The organism is Microvirga sp. CF3016, from assembly GCF_036314085.1.
Taxonomy (GTDB): Bacteria; Pseudomonadota; Alphaproteobacteria; order Rhizobiales; family Beijerinckiaceae; genus Microvirga.
In genome coordinates this window covers 104251-121720 of record NZ_JAYGGM010000003.1, presented here as the reverse complement: position 1 = coordinate 121720, position 17470 = coordinate 104251, and the positions used below count along the sequence as shown (strand labels likewise).

At 66.4% G+C, this 17470-nt stretch carries 15 protein-coding genes; 9 read left to right on the top strand and 6 right to left on the bottom strand.

All coding sequences use genetic code 11. The annotated features are described in order from the left end of the window. The first annotated feature begins 168 nt into the window (after positions 1 to 168). The 5 genes from VB672_RS05090 (at position 169) to VB672_RS05070 (ending at position 8039) form a co-directional block, all read left to right on the top strand. Positions 169 to 2712: a DUF3772 domain-containing protein gene (locus VB672_RS05090; RefSeq protein WP_329783098.1), complete on the top strand. Its 2544-nt coding sequence runs from the start codon at positions 169 to 171 to the stop codon at positions 2710 to 2712. Then, positions 2709 to 3206, top strand: a complete 498-nt coding sequence (locus tag VB672_RS05085; RefSeq protein ID WP_329783097.1) for a CAP domain-containing protein — start codon at positions 2709 to 2711, stop codon at positions 3204 to 3206. Before VB672_RS05090 ends, VB672_RS05085 begins: the two co-directional genes overlap by 4 nt. A 101-nt stretch (positions 3207 to 3307) precedes the next feature. Further along, on the top strand, positions 3308 to 5275 hold the full coding sequence (locus VB672_RS05080; protein ID WP_329783096.1) for an ABC transporter ATP-binding protein/permease: 1968 nt from the start codon (positions 3308 to 3310) through the stop codon (positions 5273 to 5275). 104 nt (positions 5276 to 5379) lie between these two features. Further along, on the top strand, positions 5380 to 7173 hold the full coding sequence (locus VB672_RS05075) for a glucan ABC transporter ATP-binding protein/ permease (RefSeq protein WP_329783095.1): 1794 nt from the start codon (positions 5380 to 5382) through the stop codon (positions 7171 to 7173). Beyond that, a complete protein-coding gene (locus tag VB672_RS05070; protein ID WP_329783094.1) occupies positions 7170 to 8039 on the top strand; it encodes an alpha/beta fold hydrolase in 870 nt (289 codons plus the stop codon). Before VB672_RS05075 ends, VB672_RS05070 begins: the two co-directional genes overlap by 4 nt. A 159-nt stretch (positions 8040 to 8198) precedes the next feature. Here VB672_RS05070 and VB672_RS05065 read toward each other — a convergent pair whose 3' ends face one another. Genes VB672_RS05065 through VB672_RS05055 form a run of 3 tightly spaced genes read right to left on the bottom strand, consistent with a single transcriptional unit; the run spans position 8199 to position 11271 of the window. Beyond that, a complete protein-coding gene (locus tag VB672_RS05065) occupies positions 8199 to 9497 on the bottom strand; it encodes an HlyC/CorC family transporter (protein WP_329783093.1) in 1299 nt (432 codons plus the stop codon). After that, positions 9494 to 10642 (bottom strand): 3-dehydroquinate synthase, encoded by a 1149-nt coding sequence (gene aroB, locus VB672_RS05060; protein ID WP_329783092.1) that lies wholly within the window; start codon positions 10640 to 10642, stop codon positions 9494 to 9496. The genes VB672_RS05065 and aroB overlap by 4 nt, the downstream gene beginning before the upstream one ends. Beyond that, a complete protein-coding gene (locus VB672_RS05055) occupies positions 10639 to 11271 on the bottom strand; it encodes a shikimate kinase (RefSeq protein ID WP_329783091.1) in 633 nt (210 codons plus the stop codon). Before VB672_RS05055 ends, aroB begins: the two co-directional genes overlap by 4 nt. A 137-nt stretch (positions 11272 to 11408) precedes the next feature. On the opposite strand from VB672_RS05055, the gene VB672_RS05050 reads away from it, so the two are divergent. Together VB672_RS05050 and xerD are read left to right on the top strand one after the other, a co-directional pair. Further along, positions 11409 to 11558: a histidine kinase gene (locus VB672_RS05050; RefSeq protein WP_329783090.1), complete on the top strand. Its 150-nt coding sequence runs from the start codon at positions 11409 to 11411 to the stop codon at positions 11556 to 11558. Continuing rightward, a complete protein-coding gene (gene xerD, locus VB672_RS05045; RefSeq protein ID WP_329783089.1) occupies positions 11555 to 12490 on the top strand; it encodes a site-specific tyrosine recombinase XerD in 936 nt (311 codons plus the stop codon). The genes VB672_RS05050 and xerD overlap by 4 nt, the downstream gene beginning before the upstream one ends. Before the next feature lie 111 nt (positions 12491 to 12601). Here the strand turns inward: xerD and metW are convergent, their stop codons facing one another. From metW to VB672_RS05030, 3 genes are all read right to left on the bottom strand, one after another. Continuing rightward, positions 12602 to 13246, bottom strand: a complete 645-nt coding sequence (gene metW, locus VB672_RS05040) for a methionine biosynthesis protein MetW (protein WP_329783088.1) — start codon at positions 13244 to 13246, stop codon at positions 12602 to 12604. Next, complete coding sequence (metX, locus tag VB672_RS05035) at positions 13243 to 14412, bottom strand: homoserine O-acetyltransferase MetX (RefSeq protein ID WP_329783087.1); 1170 nt, start codon at positions 14410 to 14412, stop codon at positions 13243 to 13245. The genes metW and metX overlap by 4 nt, the downstream gene beginning before the upstream one ends. Before the next feature lie 171 nt (positions 14413 to 14583). Beyond that, positions 14584 to 15291 (bottom strand): glutathione S-transferase family protein, encoded by a 708-nt coding sequence (locus VB672_RS05030; RefSeq protein WP_329783086.1) that lies wholly within the window; start codon positions 15289 to 15291, stop codon positions 14584 to 14586. Between the two features lie 104 nt (positions 15292 to 15395). On the opposite strand from VB672_RS05030, the gene VB672_RS05025 reads away from it, so the two are divergent. Together VB672_RS05025 and VB672_RS05020 are read left to right on the top strand one after the other, a co-directional pair. Next, positions 15396 to 16313: a LysR substrate-binding domain-containing protein gene (locus VB672_RS05025; protein WP_329783085.1), complete on the top strand. Its 918-nt coding sequence runs from the start codon at positions 15396 to 15398 to the stop codon at positions 16311 to 16313. 312 nt (positions 16314 to 16625) lie between these two features. Next, on the top strand, positions 16626 to 17465 hold the full coding sequence (locus VB672_RS05020; RefSeq protein WP_329783084.1) for a chorismate mutase: 840 nt from the start codon (positions 16626 to 16628) through the stop codon (positions 17463 to 17465). Positions 17466 to 17470 lie beyond the last annotated feature (5 nt).

Sequence of the window (17470 nt, the reverse complement as noted above, 5' to 3'; positions counted from 1 at the left end):
CGCTTCGTGGGCTGGGCGGCGACTTTTCGCCGTAATGATTCGCAAAGAACCGCCCCGCTGGCGCATCGTCCTGCAAGGGGGCAGTCTTCCGCAGCGAATCATGCGCTCTTTGAGAACAGGAGCACCAGATCAATCCGGTGCTCCAGGGAATGCGACAGGATAGACTGAATGACGAGTAAGGGCATGAAGCGGCTCTTCGCGGCTGCTGCGATCGTGTTGAGCGTTGCGGCCGGCGGCGCGCCCTATGCGCAGCAGGCTCAGACCGCTCCCAATCCCCAGCCACAGGCTCAAAGCCCGACCTCGTCTCAGTCCCCGGCCGCACCGGCAGCAGCGGCTCCCGCGTCCGTTTCGGCCGAAACGAAGGCGGCCCGCGCCAGGCTCGACGGCTTCAAGGCCGATCTCGACCAGAAGGAAGCGGCGATCCAGGGGCGGACCATGTCCGATGCGGATCTGCAGAATATCCGCGTGCAGATCGAACCGATCATCGCGGAAATCCGCACCGTCATCGACGAACAGACCCCGAAGCTCGAGGCCAGCAAGCAGCGCCTGAGCCAGCTCGGACCGAAGCCGGACAAAGGTCAGCCCGAGGAGAGCGCCGATGTGGCCCGCGACCGCGCCGAGCGCGAAGCCGCCGTGGCGGAACTCGATGAGACCCAGCGGCTCGGACGCGCCCTGCTCGTCCAGGCCGAGCAGCTGAACACGCAGATCGGCGACCTACGCCGGGCAGGCTTTACCCGCGCCCTGTTCGAGCAGAGCGACGGCCTCTTCAGCCCGAGCCTCTGGATGGACGTGGTGCAGGCCGTTCCGCGGGAGCTGCGGGCGCTGGGAATCGTCCTGGGCGATGCCTTGGAGCAGCTCCGGCGCAGCACCTCGCTTGGCGTCCTGCTCCTTCTCGGATTGGCCATCGGCGCGGCCATTGCTCTTTATGCCGGGCGTCGCTCCATCGCGCCGCGTCTCGTCCGGCGCGATCCTGCCATCACTGATCCCGCACGACGCAGTCGCCTCCTGGCCGCCCTTGGCGTGCTTGCCCTGGGGGCGGGTCCGGCCATCGCCGGCAGCTGGATCGTCTGGGTGGCCTTCGATTCGGTCGATATCGTCCCGCCGCGACTCGAGCAGGTCGGCAAGGCCCTGCTGAGCGGCCTGGCCTTCATCGCCTTCGTGCGCGCCCTGATCGACGCGATCCTGGCACCGGAGCACCCCTCCTGGCGGCTGATCCCGGTCCGGGATGCCTCCGCCGCCCGGATCATGAGCTTCTCCGTCACCCTGGCCACCGTCATGGTGGTCGGCAAGGTGATCGAGGCCTTCAACACGGCCATTGCCGCCGCCTTGCCCGTCACCGTCATGACCCGGGCAGTCTTCGCCCTGGCGGAGGCTCTCGTCTTTGCCGAACTCCTGCGGCGCTTCGCGGCCCGCGAGTCCCAGGACGAGGCCTGCCTCGGCCCTTACGTCGCGCCCGAGGTCGATATCGGCGGTCCGCTGCGCAGCCTCGGCTGGTTCGTGGTCGCGGTGATCCTCGGCAGCGTGGCGGGCGGCTACGTGGCCCTGGCATCCTTCGTGGTCGATCAGGCGGTGGGCATTTCCATCGTGATCTCCTTGCTGATCCTCGGGATCGCTTTTGCGGACGAGTTCATCGGCGGGTCGCTCCGCAGCCAGAGCCGGCTCGCCACGACGCTGCAGGCCAATACGGGCCTGCGCCGCCGGTCGCTCGAGCAGATCGGCATTCTGGTGAGCGGCGTCGTTCGCCTGGCGCTGATCATCATCGCGATCCTGCTCGTGCTGTTGCCGTGGGGCATCGAGTCCACGGACGTGACGGGGTCGCTGCGGGCCCTGTTCTTCGGATTCAACGTGGGCGACGTCACCATCTCCCTGTCGTCGATCCTCATTGCAGCCCTGCTCTTCGCCGGTGGCTTCGCCGTCACCCGGGTGATCCAGCGCTGGCTCAACAACACCTTCCTGCCGGCGACCGAGCTCGATGCGGGCCTGCGCAACTCGATCAGCACCGCAGCAGGCTATGTCGGCATCATCATCGCGGGCGTGATGGCCTTTACCTATCTTGGTCTCAGCCTGGAGCGGGTGACCATCGTGGCCGGTGCGCTGTCGGTCGGTATCGGCTTCGGCCTTCAGTCCATCGTCAACAACTTCATCTCCGGCCTGATCCTGCTCTGGGAGCGCCCGATCCGGGTCGGCGATCTCGTGGTCGTCGGCGACGGCGAGGGCTATGTGCGCCGGATCAATGTGCGCTCGACCGAAATCCAGGCTTTCGACCGCTCCACGATCATCGTGCCGAACTCGAACCTGATCTCCGGCATCGTGCGCAACCGCGTGCGCAACGACCGCGTGGGACGCGTGCTCGTTTCGGTTCCTGTCCCCCGGGCCTCTGACCCCGATCAGGTGGCGGAGGTCATGCGCAAGGCGGCCCTCGCCCACCGGGAGGTCATGAGCGAGCCCGCACCCCGGGTGCTGTTCAAGAAGGTGACGGAAAACACCATCGATTTCGACCTCGTCTGCTTCGTGGACGATATCGATGCGGCGGCCCGGGTTTCGAGCGACATCTATTTCGAGATCTTCCGCGGCCTGCGCAAGGCCGGCATCGGCGTTCCCGCGCCGGCACCGGCGCCCGAACCGGCCGAGGAGCCGCATGACAAGGCGCCGAGAGCGGGCGAGAAAGAGGACGAAACCTTAACCCTTCTCAAGGATAAGACGCCTGCATGAAGCGTTTTATCCTCCTGATCCTTCCCGCCCTCGCTCTGGCCGCCTGCCAGAGCGAGAAGCCCGTCCAGCGCAGCCAGACCCCGAGCTTCTACGTCTCGATGGCCCAGGCCGGTGCCGAAGTGGACGCAGCCATGGCCCGCGACATGATCGGTGCCTATCGCGGCAACAACGGCCTGCGGCCCCTGGCCCTCGATCCCGACCTGCAGGCTGCCGCCCAGGCGGAGGCCGCCGCCATGGCAAAGGCGGACAAGCCGAGTTCCGCCGAGACATTTAAGGCACGTCTCGCCACCGCGGGCTTCACGGCTCCGGCGGCAAATCTCTCCGCCGGCTACCACACCCTCGCCGAGGCCTTCTCGGGTTGGCGGGAGAGCCCGCAGCACAATCGGGTCCTTCTCGATTCCAAAGCGACCCGGATCGGGATCGCGACGGCCTATGCGCCGCATTCCAAGTACAAGGTCTATTGGGTTCTCGCGGTCGCGGGCGACCGACGCTGATCCTCGCGGCGATCCGCGCGAGTGTCGTTCCGGAACTTAACCTATGTAAACGCGCTTTAGCTTGAGGAACTCTCAAGCTGGACGAGTGCGCGTTTCGACCTATGCCGGATTTCGATCCCAAACTGGGCAGGCAACTGCCGCCCCCTCCTGCGACGGGCAGCGAACAGGAAGTCGGCCCCGGTCAAGGCAATACCCTGGCGAAGGAGGCCGCCATCGCGGCGGCCCATCATCCGGACGCGCCTCATCCCCACGAGATGTCGCCCAGCATCCTTCGGGAGCTGTTTCTGCTCTTTCGCGACATGCTCCGGAACGGGAAGGGCTGGCCCATGCTGCGGTTGAGCGTGGCCATTCTCGTCATCCTCGTCGGCAACATGTTCGGCCAAGTTCGGCTCAATGAATGGAACGGCGCCTTCTTCGATGCGGTCGAGAAGCGCGATACGTCCGCCTTCTTCGATCAGCTTCTGGTTTTCCTGGTCATCGTCGCGGTGCTCCTGGCTCTCGTGGTAGCCCAGACGTGGCTGCAGGAGCGTCTCAAGATCCGGCTGCGCCAGCGTCTGACGCAGGTGCTGCTCGACATCTGGCTCAAGCCGAACCGGGCGTACCAGATGGGCTTCATGGGCGAGAACAGCGCCCAGCCGGACCAGCGGATGCAGGAGGATTGCCGCCTCTTCTCCGAACTCTCGACCGAGCTCGGGGTCGGCATGCTCCAGGCGTTCCTGCTTCTCGTGAGCTTCATCGGCGTCCTCTGGGCGCTGTCGGGGCCCGTGAGCTTCACCTTGAGCGGCCGCGAGATCACGATCCCCGGCTACATGGTCTGGGTCGCGGTCGGCTATGCCGGGATCGGGTCCGGGCTCACCTGGCTCGTCGGGCGCCCTATGATCCGCCTCAACACGCTGCGCTATGCCCGCGAGGCCGAACTGCGCTTCGCGCTCGTGCGCGTGAACGAGAGTGCCGAGAGCGTCGCCCTCTACAACGGAGAGCCGGACGAGCGCCGCAACCTCGATGAATTCGTCGAGGCCGTCCTCAAGGCGTCCCGGCGCCTGTCCAGCGGCCTCGCCCGGCTGACCTGGATCACCTCGGGCTATGGCTGGCTCGCCATCGTGGTGCCCATTCTTGCGGCTGCACCGGACTATTTCGCGGGACGCCTGTCGTTCGGCGAGATGATGATGGTGGTCGGCGCCTTCAATCAGGTGCAGTCGGCGCTGCGCTACTTCGTCGACAACTTCCCGAAGATCGCCGATTGGCGCTCCGCCGTCCTGCGCGTCGCCACGTTCCGGCAGGCCGCCATCGATCTCGACGAGGTTGCAGCCGAGACCCGTCAGATCGAGACTGGCCCCCATCCCAAGGGTTGGCTCAGTTTCGAGGGCGTCTCGATCGCGCTCAACGATGGCAGCATCCTCATCGAGGATGCGACGGCCGAGATCCAGCCTGGCGAGCGGGTGCTGATCATGGGCGAATCGGGCGCCGGCAAGAGCACGCTGTTTCGCGCCATCTCCGGCCTCTGGCCCTGGGGCTCCGGCCGGATCCGCATCCCCAAGCCCGAGGAGATGATGTTCCTGCCGCAGCGGCCTTATCTTCCTTTGGGGACATTACGGGCCGCCATCAGCTATCCAGCCTCGCCCGAAACCTTCGACGATGCCCAGGTGCGCGAGGCGCTCGAGCGCTGCGGCCTGGGCGAGTTCGTCCAGATGCTCGACCGGCACGAGCGCTGGGACCGGAGCCTGTCGCTCGGCCAGCAGCAGCGGATAGCCTTCGCCCGGGTGCTGCTGCACAGGCCCAAATGGGTGTTCATGGACGAGGCGACCTCCGCCCTCGACGAGGAAAACCAGGCATCGATGCTGGCTCTGTTCGAGAACGAGCTGAAGGGGGCGAGCGTCCTGTCGATCGGGCACCGGCCTGGTCTCGAGGAGTTCCACACCCGCACCCTCCACATCCGCAAGACCAAGGAAGGCGCCATTCTCCTGGCCCGGCCGCGGGCGCGGCACAACGGACACTCGCCATCGAATTCCGGGCCGAAATGGATCGGGCGCTTCCGCCGGAGCCTGAAGCCGGCGCGGAGCCGGGCCTGATGAGGGGAACCGGTCCGCACCGTCCCGGCTTTTCAAGCGGGTTGAACTGGGTAAATCTTGACCGGAGGCGCAGCCATCGTCGTCACATCGGCAGGTAGATCCCCATGCGGCTGATCAGGCTTTACATCCGTGTTCTGAGCCAGCTCGGATCCGATTTGAGGGTCGGTGCGCTGCTGGCCCTTGCGAACATCGCGCTCGCGATCTCTGCTTTCGCGGAGCCCATCCTGTTCGGCCGCATCATCGACGTTCTCACCCGTGCCCAGTTGCCGAGCGCTGCGCCCGTGACGTTCGGGACCCTCACGCCGCTCATCGCCGCCTGGGTGGCCTTCGGGCTGTTCTCCATCGGCGCCGGCGCCCTGGTGGCGCTGCACGCCGACCGCCTGGCGCATCGCCGGCGGCTGGCCGTGGTGGCGAACTATTTCGAACATGTGCTCGAACTGCCGCTCGCCTTCCATACCTCGACTCATTCGGGCCGCGTGCTGAAGGTAATGCTGGAGGGCTCGGGGGCCATGTCCTGGCTCTGGCTCGGTTTCTTCCGGGAGCATCTCTCCGCTCTCATCGCCCTCGTCGTCCTCCTGCCGCTGACCGTGTTCCTGAACTGGCGCCTGGGCCTGCTTCTCGTCGCGCTCGTGGCTGTGTTCGCATTTCTCACGGCCATCGTGCTGCGCAAGACGGAAACCCTCCAGGGTTCGGTGGAGCGCTACCATTCGAGCCTTGCCGAGCATGCCTCCGACGCGCTCGGCAACGTGCCGGTGATCCAGTCCTTCACCCGGGTCGAGGCCGAGAGCCGCTCCCTGCGCACTATCATCCAGCAGCTGCTCCAGGCGCAGAATCCGGTGCTGTCGTGGTGGGCGCTCGCCTCCGTGGCCTCCCGCGCCTCGGCCACGATCACCGTTACGGCGGTCTTTCTTCTCGGCACCTGGCTGCATCTGAACGGATTGGCGACGATCGGCGAGGTCGTGATGTTCATGAGCATGGCCACCATGCTGATCGGCCGGCTGGAGCAGGCGGTCAGCTTCATCAACCAGCTCTTCATGCAGGCGCCGAAGCTGCAGGAATTCTTCGAGATCCTGGACACGGCACCCGTCGTTCACGACCGAGCCAATGCCAGGAACGTGGAGCGTTACCGGGGCGACGTGGTCTTCGACAATGTAAGCTTTTCCTATGACGGCAAGCGCTCCGCCGTGCAGGACGTGTCCTTCACGGTGCATACGGGCGAGAACGTGGCGCTCGTCGGCGCCACCGGCTCCGGCAAGTCGACGACCCTGGGGCTGCTGCACCGGGCCTTCGATCCCCAATCGGGATCCATTCGCATCGACGGCCTCGACATCCGCGACGTCACGCTCTCGTCCTTACGCCGGAACATCGGCGTCGTGTTTCAGGAGCCGATGTTGTTTGCCCGCACCATCCGCGAGAACCTGCAGGTCGGACGGCCCGATGCCACGGACGCGGAGATGATCGAAGCCCTGGAGCGTGCGCAGGCCATCGAGTTCATCTCGCGCCAGACGGAGGGGCTCGACACGGTCATCGGCGAGCGCGGACGCTCCCTTTCCGGCGGCGAGCGCCAGCGCCTGTCGATCGCCCGCGCGCTCCTGAAGAACCCGCCGATCCTCATCCTCGACGAGGCGACGAGCGCGCTCGATGCCGCGACCGAGCGCAAGCTGCAGCTCGCGCTCGACGAGGTGATGAAGGGACGCACGACCTTCGTGATCGCCCACCGTCTCGCCACCATCCGCAACGCCAACCGCATTCTCGTGTTCGATCAGGGCCGCGTCATCGAGACCGGCACCTTCGACGAGCTCGTGGCGAAGGGCGGCCGGTTCGCAGAGCTGGCCCGGGCGCAGTTCATGGCGTCCGAGGAGCCCCCGAAACGCGTGAAGGTTTCGGCGCACGCATGATCCAGAGCTTCGATCCCCAATCAACGGGCGTCCGCCGTCGGGTCAACGGCATCACGCTTCATGCCGTCGAGGCCGGTCCTACGGACGGACAGCTCGTGATCCTCCTCCACGGCTTTCCCGAATTCTGGTGGGGATGGCGCTATCAGATCGGCCCGCTGGCCGACGCGGGATGTCGGGTGCTCGTGCCGGATCAGCGTGGGTACAATCTCAGCGACAAACCCGAAGGGCGCCGGGCCTATGATCTCGATATCCTGGCGAAGGATGTCGTCGGATTGGCGGATGCGCTCGGGCGCGAGACCTTCTCCGTGGTCGGGCACGATTGGGGCGGGCTCGTCGCCTGGTGGACGGCCTCGCGTTATCCGGATCGCGTCTCGAAGCTCGCAGTGCTCAACGCGCCCCACCCGAGCGTCGCCGGAGCCTATATGCGCTCGCATCCGAGCCAGATGCTGAGAAGCCTGTATGTCGGGTTCTTCCAGATCCCGCGCCTGCCCGAGACCATGCTCTCGGCCAACGGCCACCGCAGCCTCAAGGATGCGCTCCTGCGCACGAGCCGTCCCGGTACCTTCTCGGACGATGACATCGCTCACTATGAGAAGGCTTGGTCGCAGCCCGGCGCGCTCACGGCCATGCTGAACTGGTATCGGGCATTGCCGTTCAGGCCCGACATGAAGGATCCCGCCGTCCGTCCGCCGACGCTCGTCGTCTGGGGAGCACGCGACCGATTTCTCGAGAGAGGACTAGCGGAGGCGAGCCTCGCCCTGTGCGAGTCCGGCAACGTTCGCTGGATCGAGAACGCCACCCACTGGGTCCAGCACGAGGAGCCTGATGCCGTCAACGCGGCGCTGGTGGGGTTCTTGAGGGGATAGCGCAACAATCTCTGCCCCTCATCCTGAGGAGGTCACGAAGTGACCGCCTCGAAGGGGGACCCAGAGTGCACTGGAATCGCCCTCGTCCTTCGAGACGCTTCGCTCCTCAGGAGGAGGGCTCGGGGATGCGCATGATGATGAGCCAGCCTGCCGTGAGGATCACTCTGCCCGGGCCCGCACCTGCGTAAGAGGCGTGATCCTGAGCGCCATGATCCGGTTGCGCGACTTGCGCAGGACCTGGAAGCGGAAGCCGTGGAACGTGAAGATCTGGCCCGTGTCGGGAATGGTCTGCGCCTCGTGGATGACGAGACCCGCGATGGTGGTCGCCTCCTCGTCGGGCAGGTTCCAGTCCATGGCGCGGTTGAGGTCGCGGATCGGCACGGAGCCGTCGACGTTGACCGAACCGTTCGGCTGCGGCCGCACGCCCTGAACCGAGAGATCGTGCTCATCCTTGATGTCGCCGACGATCTCCTCGAGGATGTCCTCGAGCGTCACCAGGCCCATCACCTCGCCGTATTCGTCGACGACGAGGGCGAAGTGGGTCTTCTTGGCGAGAAACGCTTTCAGCTGGTCGCGCAGGGACGTGGTGTCCGGCACGAACCAGGTTTCCAGCGCGATCGCCTCCACTTTCAGCCTGCTTGCATCGCCGCCGACCGCGTCGAGCGCCCGCAGCAGATCCTTGGCGTGGAGTACACCGACGATGTTCTCCTGGCTTTCGCGCCACAGCGGCATGCGCGTATAGGGCGAGGAGAGCACCTCGCGAACGATCTCCTCGGACGACAGATCCGCGTTGATGGTGCGCATCTTGGTACGGTGAACCATCACCTCCGAGACCGTCAGGTCCTCGAGGTCGAGGAGGCCGCCCAGCATGTCGCGCTCCACCTTGGCGACGCCGCCTTCCTTGTGCAGCAGGGCCACCTGTCCGCGGATCTCCTCGCTCGCGGAGAGGATCGGCGTGTTCTCCCCGATCCTGATGCCGAAGGGCAGCAGCATGAGCCGCACGATCCGCTCGATGGCGATGGCGAGCGGTCCCAGCAGCGCGACGGCCCAGGACATCGGCCGTGAGAGAACGAGCGACGCGGTCTCGGGCGACGAGATGGCGACGGTCTTCGGCAGTACCTCGGCGAAGACGATCACCAGAACCGACATGATCACCGTGGCGTAGATCGCGCCTTCGTGGCCGAAGATCGCCACGAGCACACTGGTGGCGAAGGCCGAGACGCCGATGTTGACGATGTTGTTGCCGATCAGCACCGTGCCGATGAAGCGCTCGCGCATCTCGAGCAGGCGGTTCACCAGCTTGGCGCGCCGGTCGCCGCCTTTTTCCAGAACCAGCATGCGGGAGCGGGAGGCGCCCGTGAAGGCCGTCTCGCCCGCCGAGAAGAAGGCCGAGAGCAGAAGGCAGAAGATGACGACCAGGGCCGCCAGCCAGAGATCGCCGGAGGATTCTTCGATCATGACCGTGACGGTTTGATTTCGCTGTCCAGAAAGACGCGGACCTTGTCGGCTTCGATGCCCGGCGCGATGAAGCTCTGCCCGATGCCCCGGGCCAGGATGAAGGTCAGGGCGCCGCCCTTCACCTTCTTGTCCTGGGCCATGGCGTCGATGAGTTCGTCCACCGTGCCGCAGCCCCCGGGAACATGGGCGAGGCGCGTGGGAAGTCCAACGGCCAACAGATGCGCCTCGACGCGCTGCGCGTCCTCCGTGGGGCACAGCCCGAGGGAGGCGGAGAAACGGAAGGCCTGACACAATCCGATGGCGACGCCTTCGCCGTGGACGAGGCGCGCGGAATCGTAACGGGTGATCCGCTCCAGGGCGTGGCCGAAGGTGTGGCCGAGATTGAGGAGCGCGCGGTCGCCGTTCTCGTGCTCGTCGCGCACCACCACGGCGGCCTTGGCGCGGCAACTCTGCGCCACCGCCTGGTCTCGCTCGGGCCCGCCTTCGAAGATGCCCTGCCAGTTCGCTTCGCACCAGGCGAAGAAGCGCGCGTCGCCGATGAGGCCGTATTTAGCCACCTCGGCATAGCCCGCGCGCATCTCGCGGACCGGCAGCGTGTCGAGGAGGGCCGTGTCGGCCAGGACCAGGCTCGGCTGGTGGAAGGCGCCGACGAGATTCTTGCCATGGCGGGAATTGATGCCGGTCTTGCCGCCCACGGAGGAATCGACCTGGGACAGCAGGGTCGTGGGCACCTGGACGAAGCGCACGCCCCGGCGCACGATCGCCGCGGCGAAACCGGCGAGATCCCCGATCACGCCGCCGCCGAGCGCCACCACGAGATCGCCGCGTTCGATCTTCGCAGCCAGCACCGCGTCGCAGACCTGTTCCAGGCTGGCATAGGACTTGGTGGCCTCGCCGGGAGGAAGCGTGATCACGGACGCGCGCAACCCTTGCGCTTCCAGTGACTTCGCCAGAGCCGCGGTATAGAGCGGCCCCACATGCTCGTCCGTCACGATGGCGGCTGCACGGGCGCTCAAGCGCGCGATGCGCGATCCGGCCGTCTCGATGAGCCCGCGCCCGACCAGGATGTCGTAGGCCCTGTCGCCCAGCGGCACCGGAACCGTGATGAAGGATGGGCTTGCCGTACGGGCGGCCAGGCGCGTCATGGTTCGGCGCTCCCCTGTTTCTCTCGGGCGAACCACTCCCCTAGGGCCTTGACGACGTCGGCGACCACCCGGTCGTGCGGCGCCTCGTGGGAATCGATGGTGATGTCGGCTTGAGCATAGACCGGGTAGCGCAGCTCCATGAGGCGGCGCATGGTCCCTTCCGGGTCCGGATTCTGCAGCAGCGGGCGGGTCGCCCGCTTGCGGACGCGGCGCATGAGGATGTCGAGATCGGCCTTGAGCCAGAGCGAGATGCCGTGCTCGGAAATGCGCCGGCGGGTCTCCTCGTTCATGAAGGCGCCGCCCCCGGTGGCGAGCACGACCGGCCCCTCCTGCAGGAGGCGTGCGATCACGCGGCGCTCGCCATCGCGGAAATGCTCCTCGCCGTGGATGGCGAAAATCTCGGGGATCGTCATGCCGGCCGCGGCCTCGATCTCGTGGTCGGCGTCACGGAAAGGCAGCTTGAGCGTCTGAGCGAGCCTGCGGCCCACGGTGCTCTTTCCGGCGCCCATGAGCCCGACGAGCACGAGCGATCGGGTGCCGAGCTGGCGGCTGATGGGATGGCCGCGCCGGCTTGCCTGGTCTTGCCCGCCGACTTCATCGAGCGAATTGAAGCGGCTGATATTGTTCATGTGCATGTCCTAGCACGGGCGCGGCGCCCTGTCACAAGGGCGTTATCCTCCCGTCCCTGACAAACTTAACCGAAGTGAGGGACTTGCCTTCGCGGCCCTGGCATGGTTCTAGCGGTTCAACGTTTCAAGAGGCTCAGGTGCCCACGCTCTTTCGGTTTCTCCTCGTCGTCGCCATTCTCGCGGGCCTTGGCTTTGCGGCCATGTTCGCGCTTGCGACCTTCGTTGATCCCGATCCGCGCGAGATCACCGTTCCGGTGCACACCAGCCGGACGCCCTCGTCCTCATGAGCGGCGCGCGCCATGCCAGCCTCTTTCTCGACATGCTGGCCGCGGAGCGGGGCGCCTCCAAGAACACCCTCGACGCCTACCGACGCGACCTCGACGATTACCTTGCGTATCTGAAAGAGGCCGGTGGCCAGCCCGACACCGCGAGTTCCGCCACCATCCGGGGCTTCATGGCGAGCCTGGAGGAGCGGGGCCTGAAGGCCTCCTCGGCCGCCCGCCGGCTCTCGGCCGTGCGCCAGTTCCACAAGTTCCTCTACGTGGAGGGCTATGCCCCGGCCGACCCGACTGCTGCCGTCTCGGCGCCGAAGCGGGGCAGGGTGCTGCCGAAGGTTCTCTCCGTAGCGGAAGTCGACCGCCTGCTGCAGGTGGCCTACGAGGGCGTCCAGCAGCCGGACGCCGCCCCGGCCGAGCGCCTGCGCGCCGCGCGCATGGCCTGCCTGCTGGAACTGCTCTACGCCACGGGTCTGCGCGTCTCGGAATTGATCGCCCTCCCGCGCAGCGCCGCCAAGACCCGCGACCGGTTCCTCGTGGTGCGCGGCAAGGGAGCGAAGGAGCGGCTCGTTCCGCTCACCGATGCGGCGCGGGACGCAGCGCGCGCCTATCTCGCCCTGCTGGCGGAGCAGAAGAAAGCCGTCGGCCCCTGGCTGTTCCCGGCGGACAGCGAAAGCGGCCACCTGACTCGCCAGGCCTTCGCCCGCGACCTCAAGGCGGTGGCCGGGGCGGCGGGCCTGCGCGCCGACAAGATCAGCCCCCACGTGCTCCGCCACGCCTTCGCCAGCCACCTGCTTCAGAACGGGGCCGACCTGCGCGTGGTGCAGGAACTGCTCGGCCATTCCGACATCTCGACCACGCAGATCTACACCCACGTGCTCGACGAGCGCCTGAAGAGTATGGTGCGCGACCTGCATCCGCTGGCGGAGGGAGGGGGGAGCTAACCTCCCTCTCACGTCGTCACCGGCCTTTTGCCGGTGATCCCAATCGGAAGAGTGTCGCGCTTCATGCAATCGAGTTGGCCAGCACAAGGCCGGCATGACGAGCGTGAGGTTTTAGCGCCGTTTCAACAAAAACACGCCCTGATCGCCGAGCAGGTTCCACACCCACCAGGGCAGGGTCACGCGCATGGGCTGGCCGCCGGCATTGAGCGCCACGGCCTTTTCCATCTGGGCTCCGACCTCCCGGCACAACTCCACGAAGTCGCGGATCGTGCAGAAATGGATGTTGGGGGTGTCGTACCAGGAATAGGGCATGTTCTCGGTCACCGGCATCCGGCCGCGGAGGACGAGATCGACGCGCACGCGCCAATGGCCGAAATTGGGGAAAGACACGATGGCCCTGCGGCCGATGCGCAGGAGATGCTCCAGCACCACCTTGGGCTGGCGGGTGGCCTGAATGGTCTGCGAGAGGATCACGTAGTCGAAGGCATCGTCCGGGTAATCGGCGAGATCCGTGTCGGCATCGCCCTGGATCACCGGAAGGCCCTTGGCGAGGCACGCATTCACGCCCTCGCGCGAGATCTCGATGCCGCGTCCGTCAACGCCCTTGTGGTCGCGCAGGATAGCCAAGAGCGAACCGTCGCCGCAGCCGACATCGAGCACGCGGGAGCCGGGCTCGACCATGTCGGCTACGAGAAGAAAATCCAGGCGATGACCGGTCTCGCTGTCGGTCAGGGGGAGGGTGGTCGGCAAGGTCATGCGATGCCCCGCACCCGAGCCGCCGCGTCGATGAAGCCGCGGGCGGCGGCAAACATCTCGGGCTCCTCGAGCAGGAAGGCGTCGTGGCCCTTGTCGCTCTCCACCTCGACGAAGCCGACGGAGGCCGCGGCCGCATTCAGGGCATGGACGATGGCCCGCGAGTCGGAGGTGGGGAACAGCCAGTCGGAGGTGAACGAGATCACGCAGAAGCGCGTGGCCGAGCCCTTGAAGGCCTTGGCCAGGGAACCGCCGTGCTCCGCCGCGATGTCGAAGTAATCCATCGCCCGGGTGACGTAGAGGTAGGAATTGGCGTCGAACCGTTCGACGAAGGCGATGCCCTGGTAGCGCAGATAGCTCTCGATCTGAAAATCGGCGTCGAAGGAGAAGGTCGGCGCGCTGCGGTCCTGAAAGTTGCGCCCGAACTTTCGATGCAGGGCCATCTCGGACAGGTAGGTGATATGCGCGCCCATGCGGGCAACGGCGAGGCCCTTGGAGGGGCGTGTGCCCTCCGTCAGGTAGCGCCCGCCGCGCCAGTCCGGATCGGCCATCACCGCCTGGCGGCCGACCTCGTGGAAGGCAATGTTCTGAGCGGAGTGGCGGGCCGCCGTTGCGATGGGCAGGGCGGCGAAGACTCGGGTCGAATAGCTCGCGGCCCATTGCAGCACCTGCATGCCGCCCATGGAGCCGCCGATGACGCAGAACAGGCTCTCGATGCCGAGCTTGTCGATCAACGCCGCCTGCGCCCGCACCATGTCCCGGATGGTCACCACGGGAAAATCGAGCGCATAGGGCTCGCCGGTCGCCGGGTTGATCGAGGCAGGGCCGGTGGTGCCCATGCAGCCGCCGATCACGTTGGCGCAGATCACGAAAAAACGGTTCGTGTCCACCGGCTTGCCGGGGCCGACCATGGTCAGCCACCAGCCCGGCTTGCCCGTCACCGGGTTGTCGTTCGCCACGTGCTGGTCGCCGGTGAGCGCATGGCAGATCAGCACGGCGTTCGACTTGTCCGCGTTCAGCGTGCCGTAGGTCTGATAGGCGATCTGCCAGGGGGCAAGCGCAACGCCTGAATCCATCATCAGGGGTTCGTCCGCGCCAAAGCGCACCACAAGGCTCGACGGATCGTCGACCTGGCTTCGCGGTTCGGAGGACAGGGGCGCAAATGACATCGTTTAACGGAAAAGTTCGTTCTTTCGAACAACCGGTACTGCGGAGCGGCTGCCGCGTCAACGAACATAACGCCCTGGGAGAGAGCCTGAGGATGACGGAAACGGATTGCCGCCGGGATCTCCTGTCGTGCGAAGGCCCGCCTCGGGGTTGAAGCGGGCCTCTCGTCGCGATCAGGCTGCGAGCGCCTGCTGGCGCAGGAGGTCGTCCAAGGTGACCTCCCCTTCAAACCCGCCTGTGCTGACAGCGGGTTCGCCGCGCTCGATCGCATGGGCGAAGCGGACCGACGGATCGGCCTCAAGCTTGTCGAACAGGCGCTGCAAGCCGGGATAGTCGCGTCGGTCGACTACGTCGTGATACTTCGTCCACCGGGCAATGCCGATGAAGTAGGCATCCGCCAAGGTGCGATGGTCGCCCAGCAGCCAGTCCTTGTCGCCCAGCATGACTTCCAGATCGGCGTGGGCCTTGGAGACCTTTGCCGCGCCGTAGGCTCTGAGAGCCTCCTTCTCCGTCCCTTCGGCACCGTGCTCGAGGGCGTACCAGAGCGGGCCGAAGGCGGCGAAGAAGCTCGTGTTGAGGAACGCCAGCATCTGGTTGAGCCGGTCGAACCCAGGCGTGCCCTGGGCGAAGGCGAGATCTTTGTCGATGCCCCTTGCACCGAGATGATTGAGGATCGCCATGCTCTCGCTGATCCGCTCGCCCGTGGCCGTCACCAGGGTCGGCGTCTCGCCGACAGGGTTGATCTGCCGGTAGGCCGCACCCTGGACGATTTCGGGCATCTGAATGCGGCAGAGCCGATAAGGCTCGCCGAGCCATTCCAGCGCAACGATGGAGCCGAACGAGCATCCCGACGGGACGCCGTACAGAAGGGTTTGGACCATGGTGTGTCTCCTTTGTTCGTGACATCATCACCATGCCTGTATGGACTTTGCGGCTGTAGCGGGTATTTTCGAAACTGAAAGTCCATTCATGTGGACGATGAATCATGAGACTCAACCTCAACGACCTGCATGTCTTCGTCAGGGCCGTGGACCACGGAAGCTTTGCGGCGGCTGCGCGGCACTTAGGCCTTCCCAAGTCGACAGTCAGCAAGCGCGTCGCCGAACTCGAAGCTGGCCTCGGCACTCGCCTCATCCATCGCACCTCGCGCAGCTTCGTGCTGACCGATGCCGGGCGGGATTTCTATGACCACGCCCGCGCGGCCGTCATCGAGGCGGAGGCGGCCGAGAGTGTCATCCAGCGGCGGCAGGCGGAGCCGCAGGGCCTCGTCCGGATCACCGCCTCCGTGCCGGTGGCACAATTCCAGCTTGCGGATCGCTTGCCGGCTCTCGCCGGCGCATATCCCAAGCTCGACCTGCAACTCCACGTCACGGATCGCTTCGTCGATCTGGTGCGCGAGGGCTTCGACATTGCGATCCGAAGCCATTTCGCACCGCTGCCCGATTCCGATCTCGTGCAGCGGCGCATGAATGTCGAGGGGATAACGCTCGTGGCCGCGCCCGGCTACCTGAGCCGCCGGGACATCCCAGAGCGCCCCGAGGATATCGCGGGCCATGATGGGCTGCTGACCGGGCCAGCGTCCCGGACATGGCGTCTGACAAGCCGCGATGGTCGCGAGGTTCACGTCGCCCCGGAGGCGCGGTTGGTCGCCGATGAATCCCTCGTGCTGTTGCGGGCAGCCGCGGCTGGGCTCGGGATCGCGTGCCTACCCGGATCCATGGCAGCCTCCTTCATCGAAACGGGGGAGCTGGCAAGGGTGCTGCCGGACTGGACGGCCGGGAGCGTCACGTCCACGATCCTCACGCCTCATCGGCGCGGCCAGCTTCCGGCCGTTCGGGCGGTCATCGACTTCCTGGCCGGCGGCACCGGCGCACCTGGGACTGCGCGCCGAGCCGCGCCGTAGCGCCCTCTGAGGGTTCGTCCCTGACGGGCTGGTGTGGAAGGCTTGGGATCGAAAGCCGTGCGCGGGGGCGGGTGCTCCCCGTCCGGGCGGTTCTCCCGTCCCGAACTCCCTTGGCGCGCTCCGCTGGAGCGGCGAAGCAGTCCCAAGCCTCGCACTTCCCTCGACCCACGAGACAAGCTAGGACCGGCCGGTAGCCCTCCGCGTCCGAGGCGCGAAGCGGCGTCCTAGTGCGCAGACCTATCATGTGAACAGGGATGACAAGCCCGGCCAAAGCCGTCAAAGAAGGGCGCTTGAGCCCTGAGGATCCTGCGAATGTCCACCGAGAAGCCCGCTCCGTCCCTTGCCGAACTGCGCCAAGAGATCGACCGCATCGACGAGGCGATGCACCGGCTGCTCATGGAGCGCGGCACCATCATCGACCGGCTGATCGCCTCCAAGAAGGCCTCCGAGACGGGCCTTAGCTCCGCCTTCCGCCCCGGACGGGAAGCCTCGATGATGAAGGCCCTGGCCGAGCGCCATCAGGGGCTGCTGCCGCTCGACACGGTGGAGAGCATCTGGCGGGTGATCATCGGCACCTTCACCTATGTCCAGTCGAACTACGCGGTCCATGCGGACATCTCGGGCGGCGATGCGCCCATGCGCGACTCGGCCCGGTTCCATTTCGGCTTCACGGTACCCTACGTCACCCATCCGAGCGCGGCGGCGGTGATCGAGGCGGTGGCGGCGTCCCGCGGCGACCTCGGCATCTTCCGGCTCGACCAGGGCGCGACGAGCGGCGCCTGGTGGCGCACGCTGGCCGACAAGCGCCGCCCGAAGATCATCGCGCGCCTGCCCTTCATCGAGCGGCCCGACCATCCGGCCGGTACCCCGGTCTTCGTGATCTCCAAGCCCCTGACCGATGCGGCCGTACGCGACGTGGTGCTCTACGCCGCCCAGTTCGAGCGCTGGCACAAGGGCGCCAACGAGGCGCTCGCAGGGCTCGGCGGCGAGGTGGTGGCGAGCGCGGCCGACACCAACGGATTGTCGGAGCTCATCGCCGTGCCCGGCACCGTCGAGCCCGCGCAGCTGCGCCAGGCCCTCACCAAGGCAGGCGCGAGCCTCGCCCAGCTCGCCGAGATCGGCAGCCATGCCGAACGTTTCCACGTGAAATGAACATG

Coding starts and splice junctions, on each gene's coding strand:
- VB672_RS05090 (WP_329783098.1), top strand. CDS start 169: ATGACGAGTAAGGGCATGAAGCGGCTCTTCGCGGCTGCTGCGATCGTG.
- VB672_RS05085 (WP_329783097.1), top strand. CDS start 2,709: ATGAAGCGTTTTATCCTCCTGATCCTTCCCGCCCTCGCTCTGGCCGCC.
- VB672_RS05080 (WP_329783096.1), top strand. CDS start 3,308: ATGCCGGATTTCGATCCCAAACTGGGCAGGCAACTGCCGCCCCCTCCT.
- VB672_RS05075 (WP_329783095.1), top strand. CDS start 5,380: ATGCGGCTGATCAGGCTTTACATCCGTGTTCTGAGCCAGCTCGGATCC.
- VB672_RS05070 (WP_329783094.1), top strand. CDS start 7,170: ATGATCCAGAGCTTCGATCCCCAATCAACGGGCGTCCGCCGTCGGGTC.
- VB672_RS05065 (WP_329783093.1), bottom strand. CDS start 9,497: ATGATCGAAGAATCCTCCGGCGATCTCTGGCTGGCGGCCCTGGTCGTC.
- aroB (WP_329783092.1), bottom strand. CDS start 10,642: ATGACGCGCCTGGCCGCCCGTACGGCAAGCCCATCCTTCATCACGGTT.
- VB672_RS05055 (WP_329783091.1), bottom strand. CDS start 11,271: ATGAACAATATCAGCCGCTTCAATTCGCTCGATGAAGTCGGCGGGCAA.
- xerD (WP_329783089.1), top strand. CDS start 11,555: ATGAGCGGCGCGCGCCATGCCAGCCTCTTTCTCGACATGCTGGCCGCG.
- metW (WP_329783088.1), bottom strand. CDS start 13,246: ATGACCTTGCCGACCACCCTCCCCCTGACCGACAGCGAGACCGGTCAT.
- metX (WP_329783087.1), bottom strand. CDS start 14,412: ATGTCATTTGCGCCCCTGTCCTCCGAACCGCGAAGCCAGGTCGACGAT.
- VB672_RS05030 (WP_329783086.1), bottom strand. CDS start 15,291: ATGGTCCAAACCCTTCTGTACGGCGTCCCGTCGGGATGCTCGTTCGGC.
- VB672_RS05025 (WP_329783085.1), top strand. CDS start 15,396: ATGAGACTCAACCTCAACGACCTGCATGTCTTCGTCAGGGCCGTGGAC.
- VB672_RS05020 (WP_329783084.1), top strand. CDS start 16,626: ATGTCCACCGAGAAGCCCGCTCCGTCCCTTGCCGAACTGCGCCAAGAG.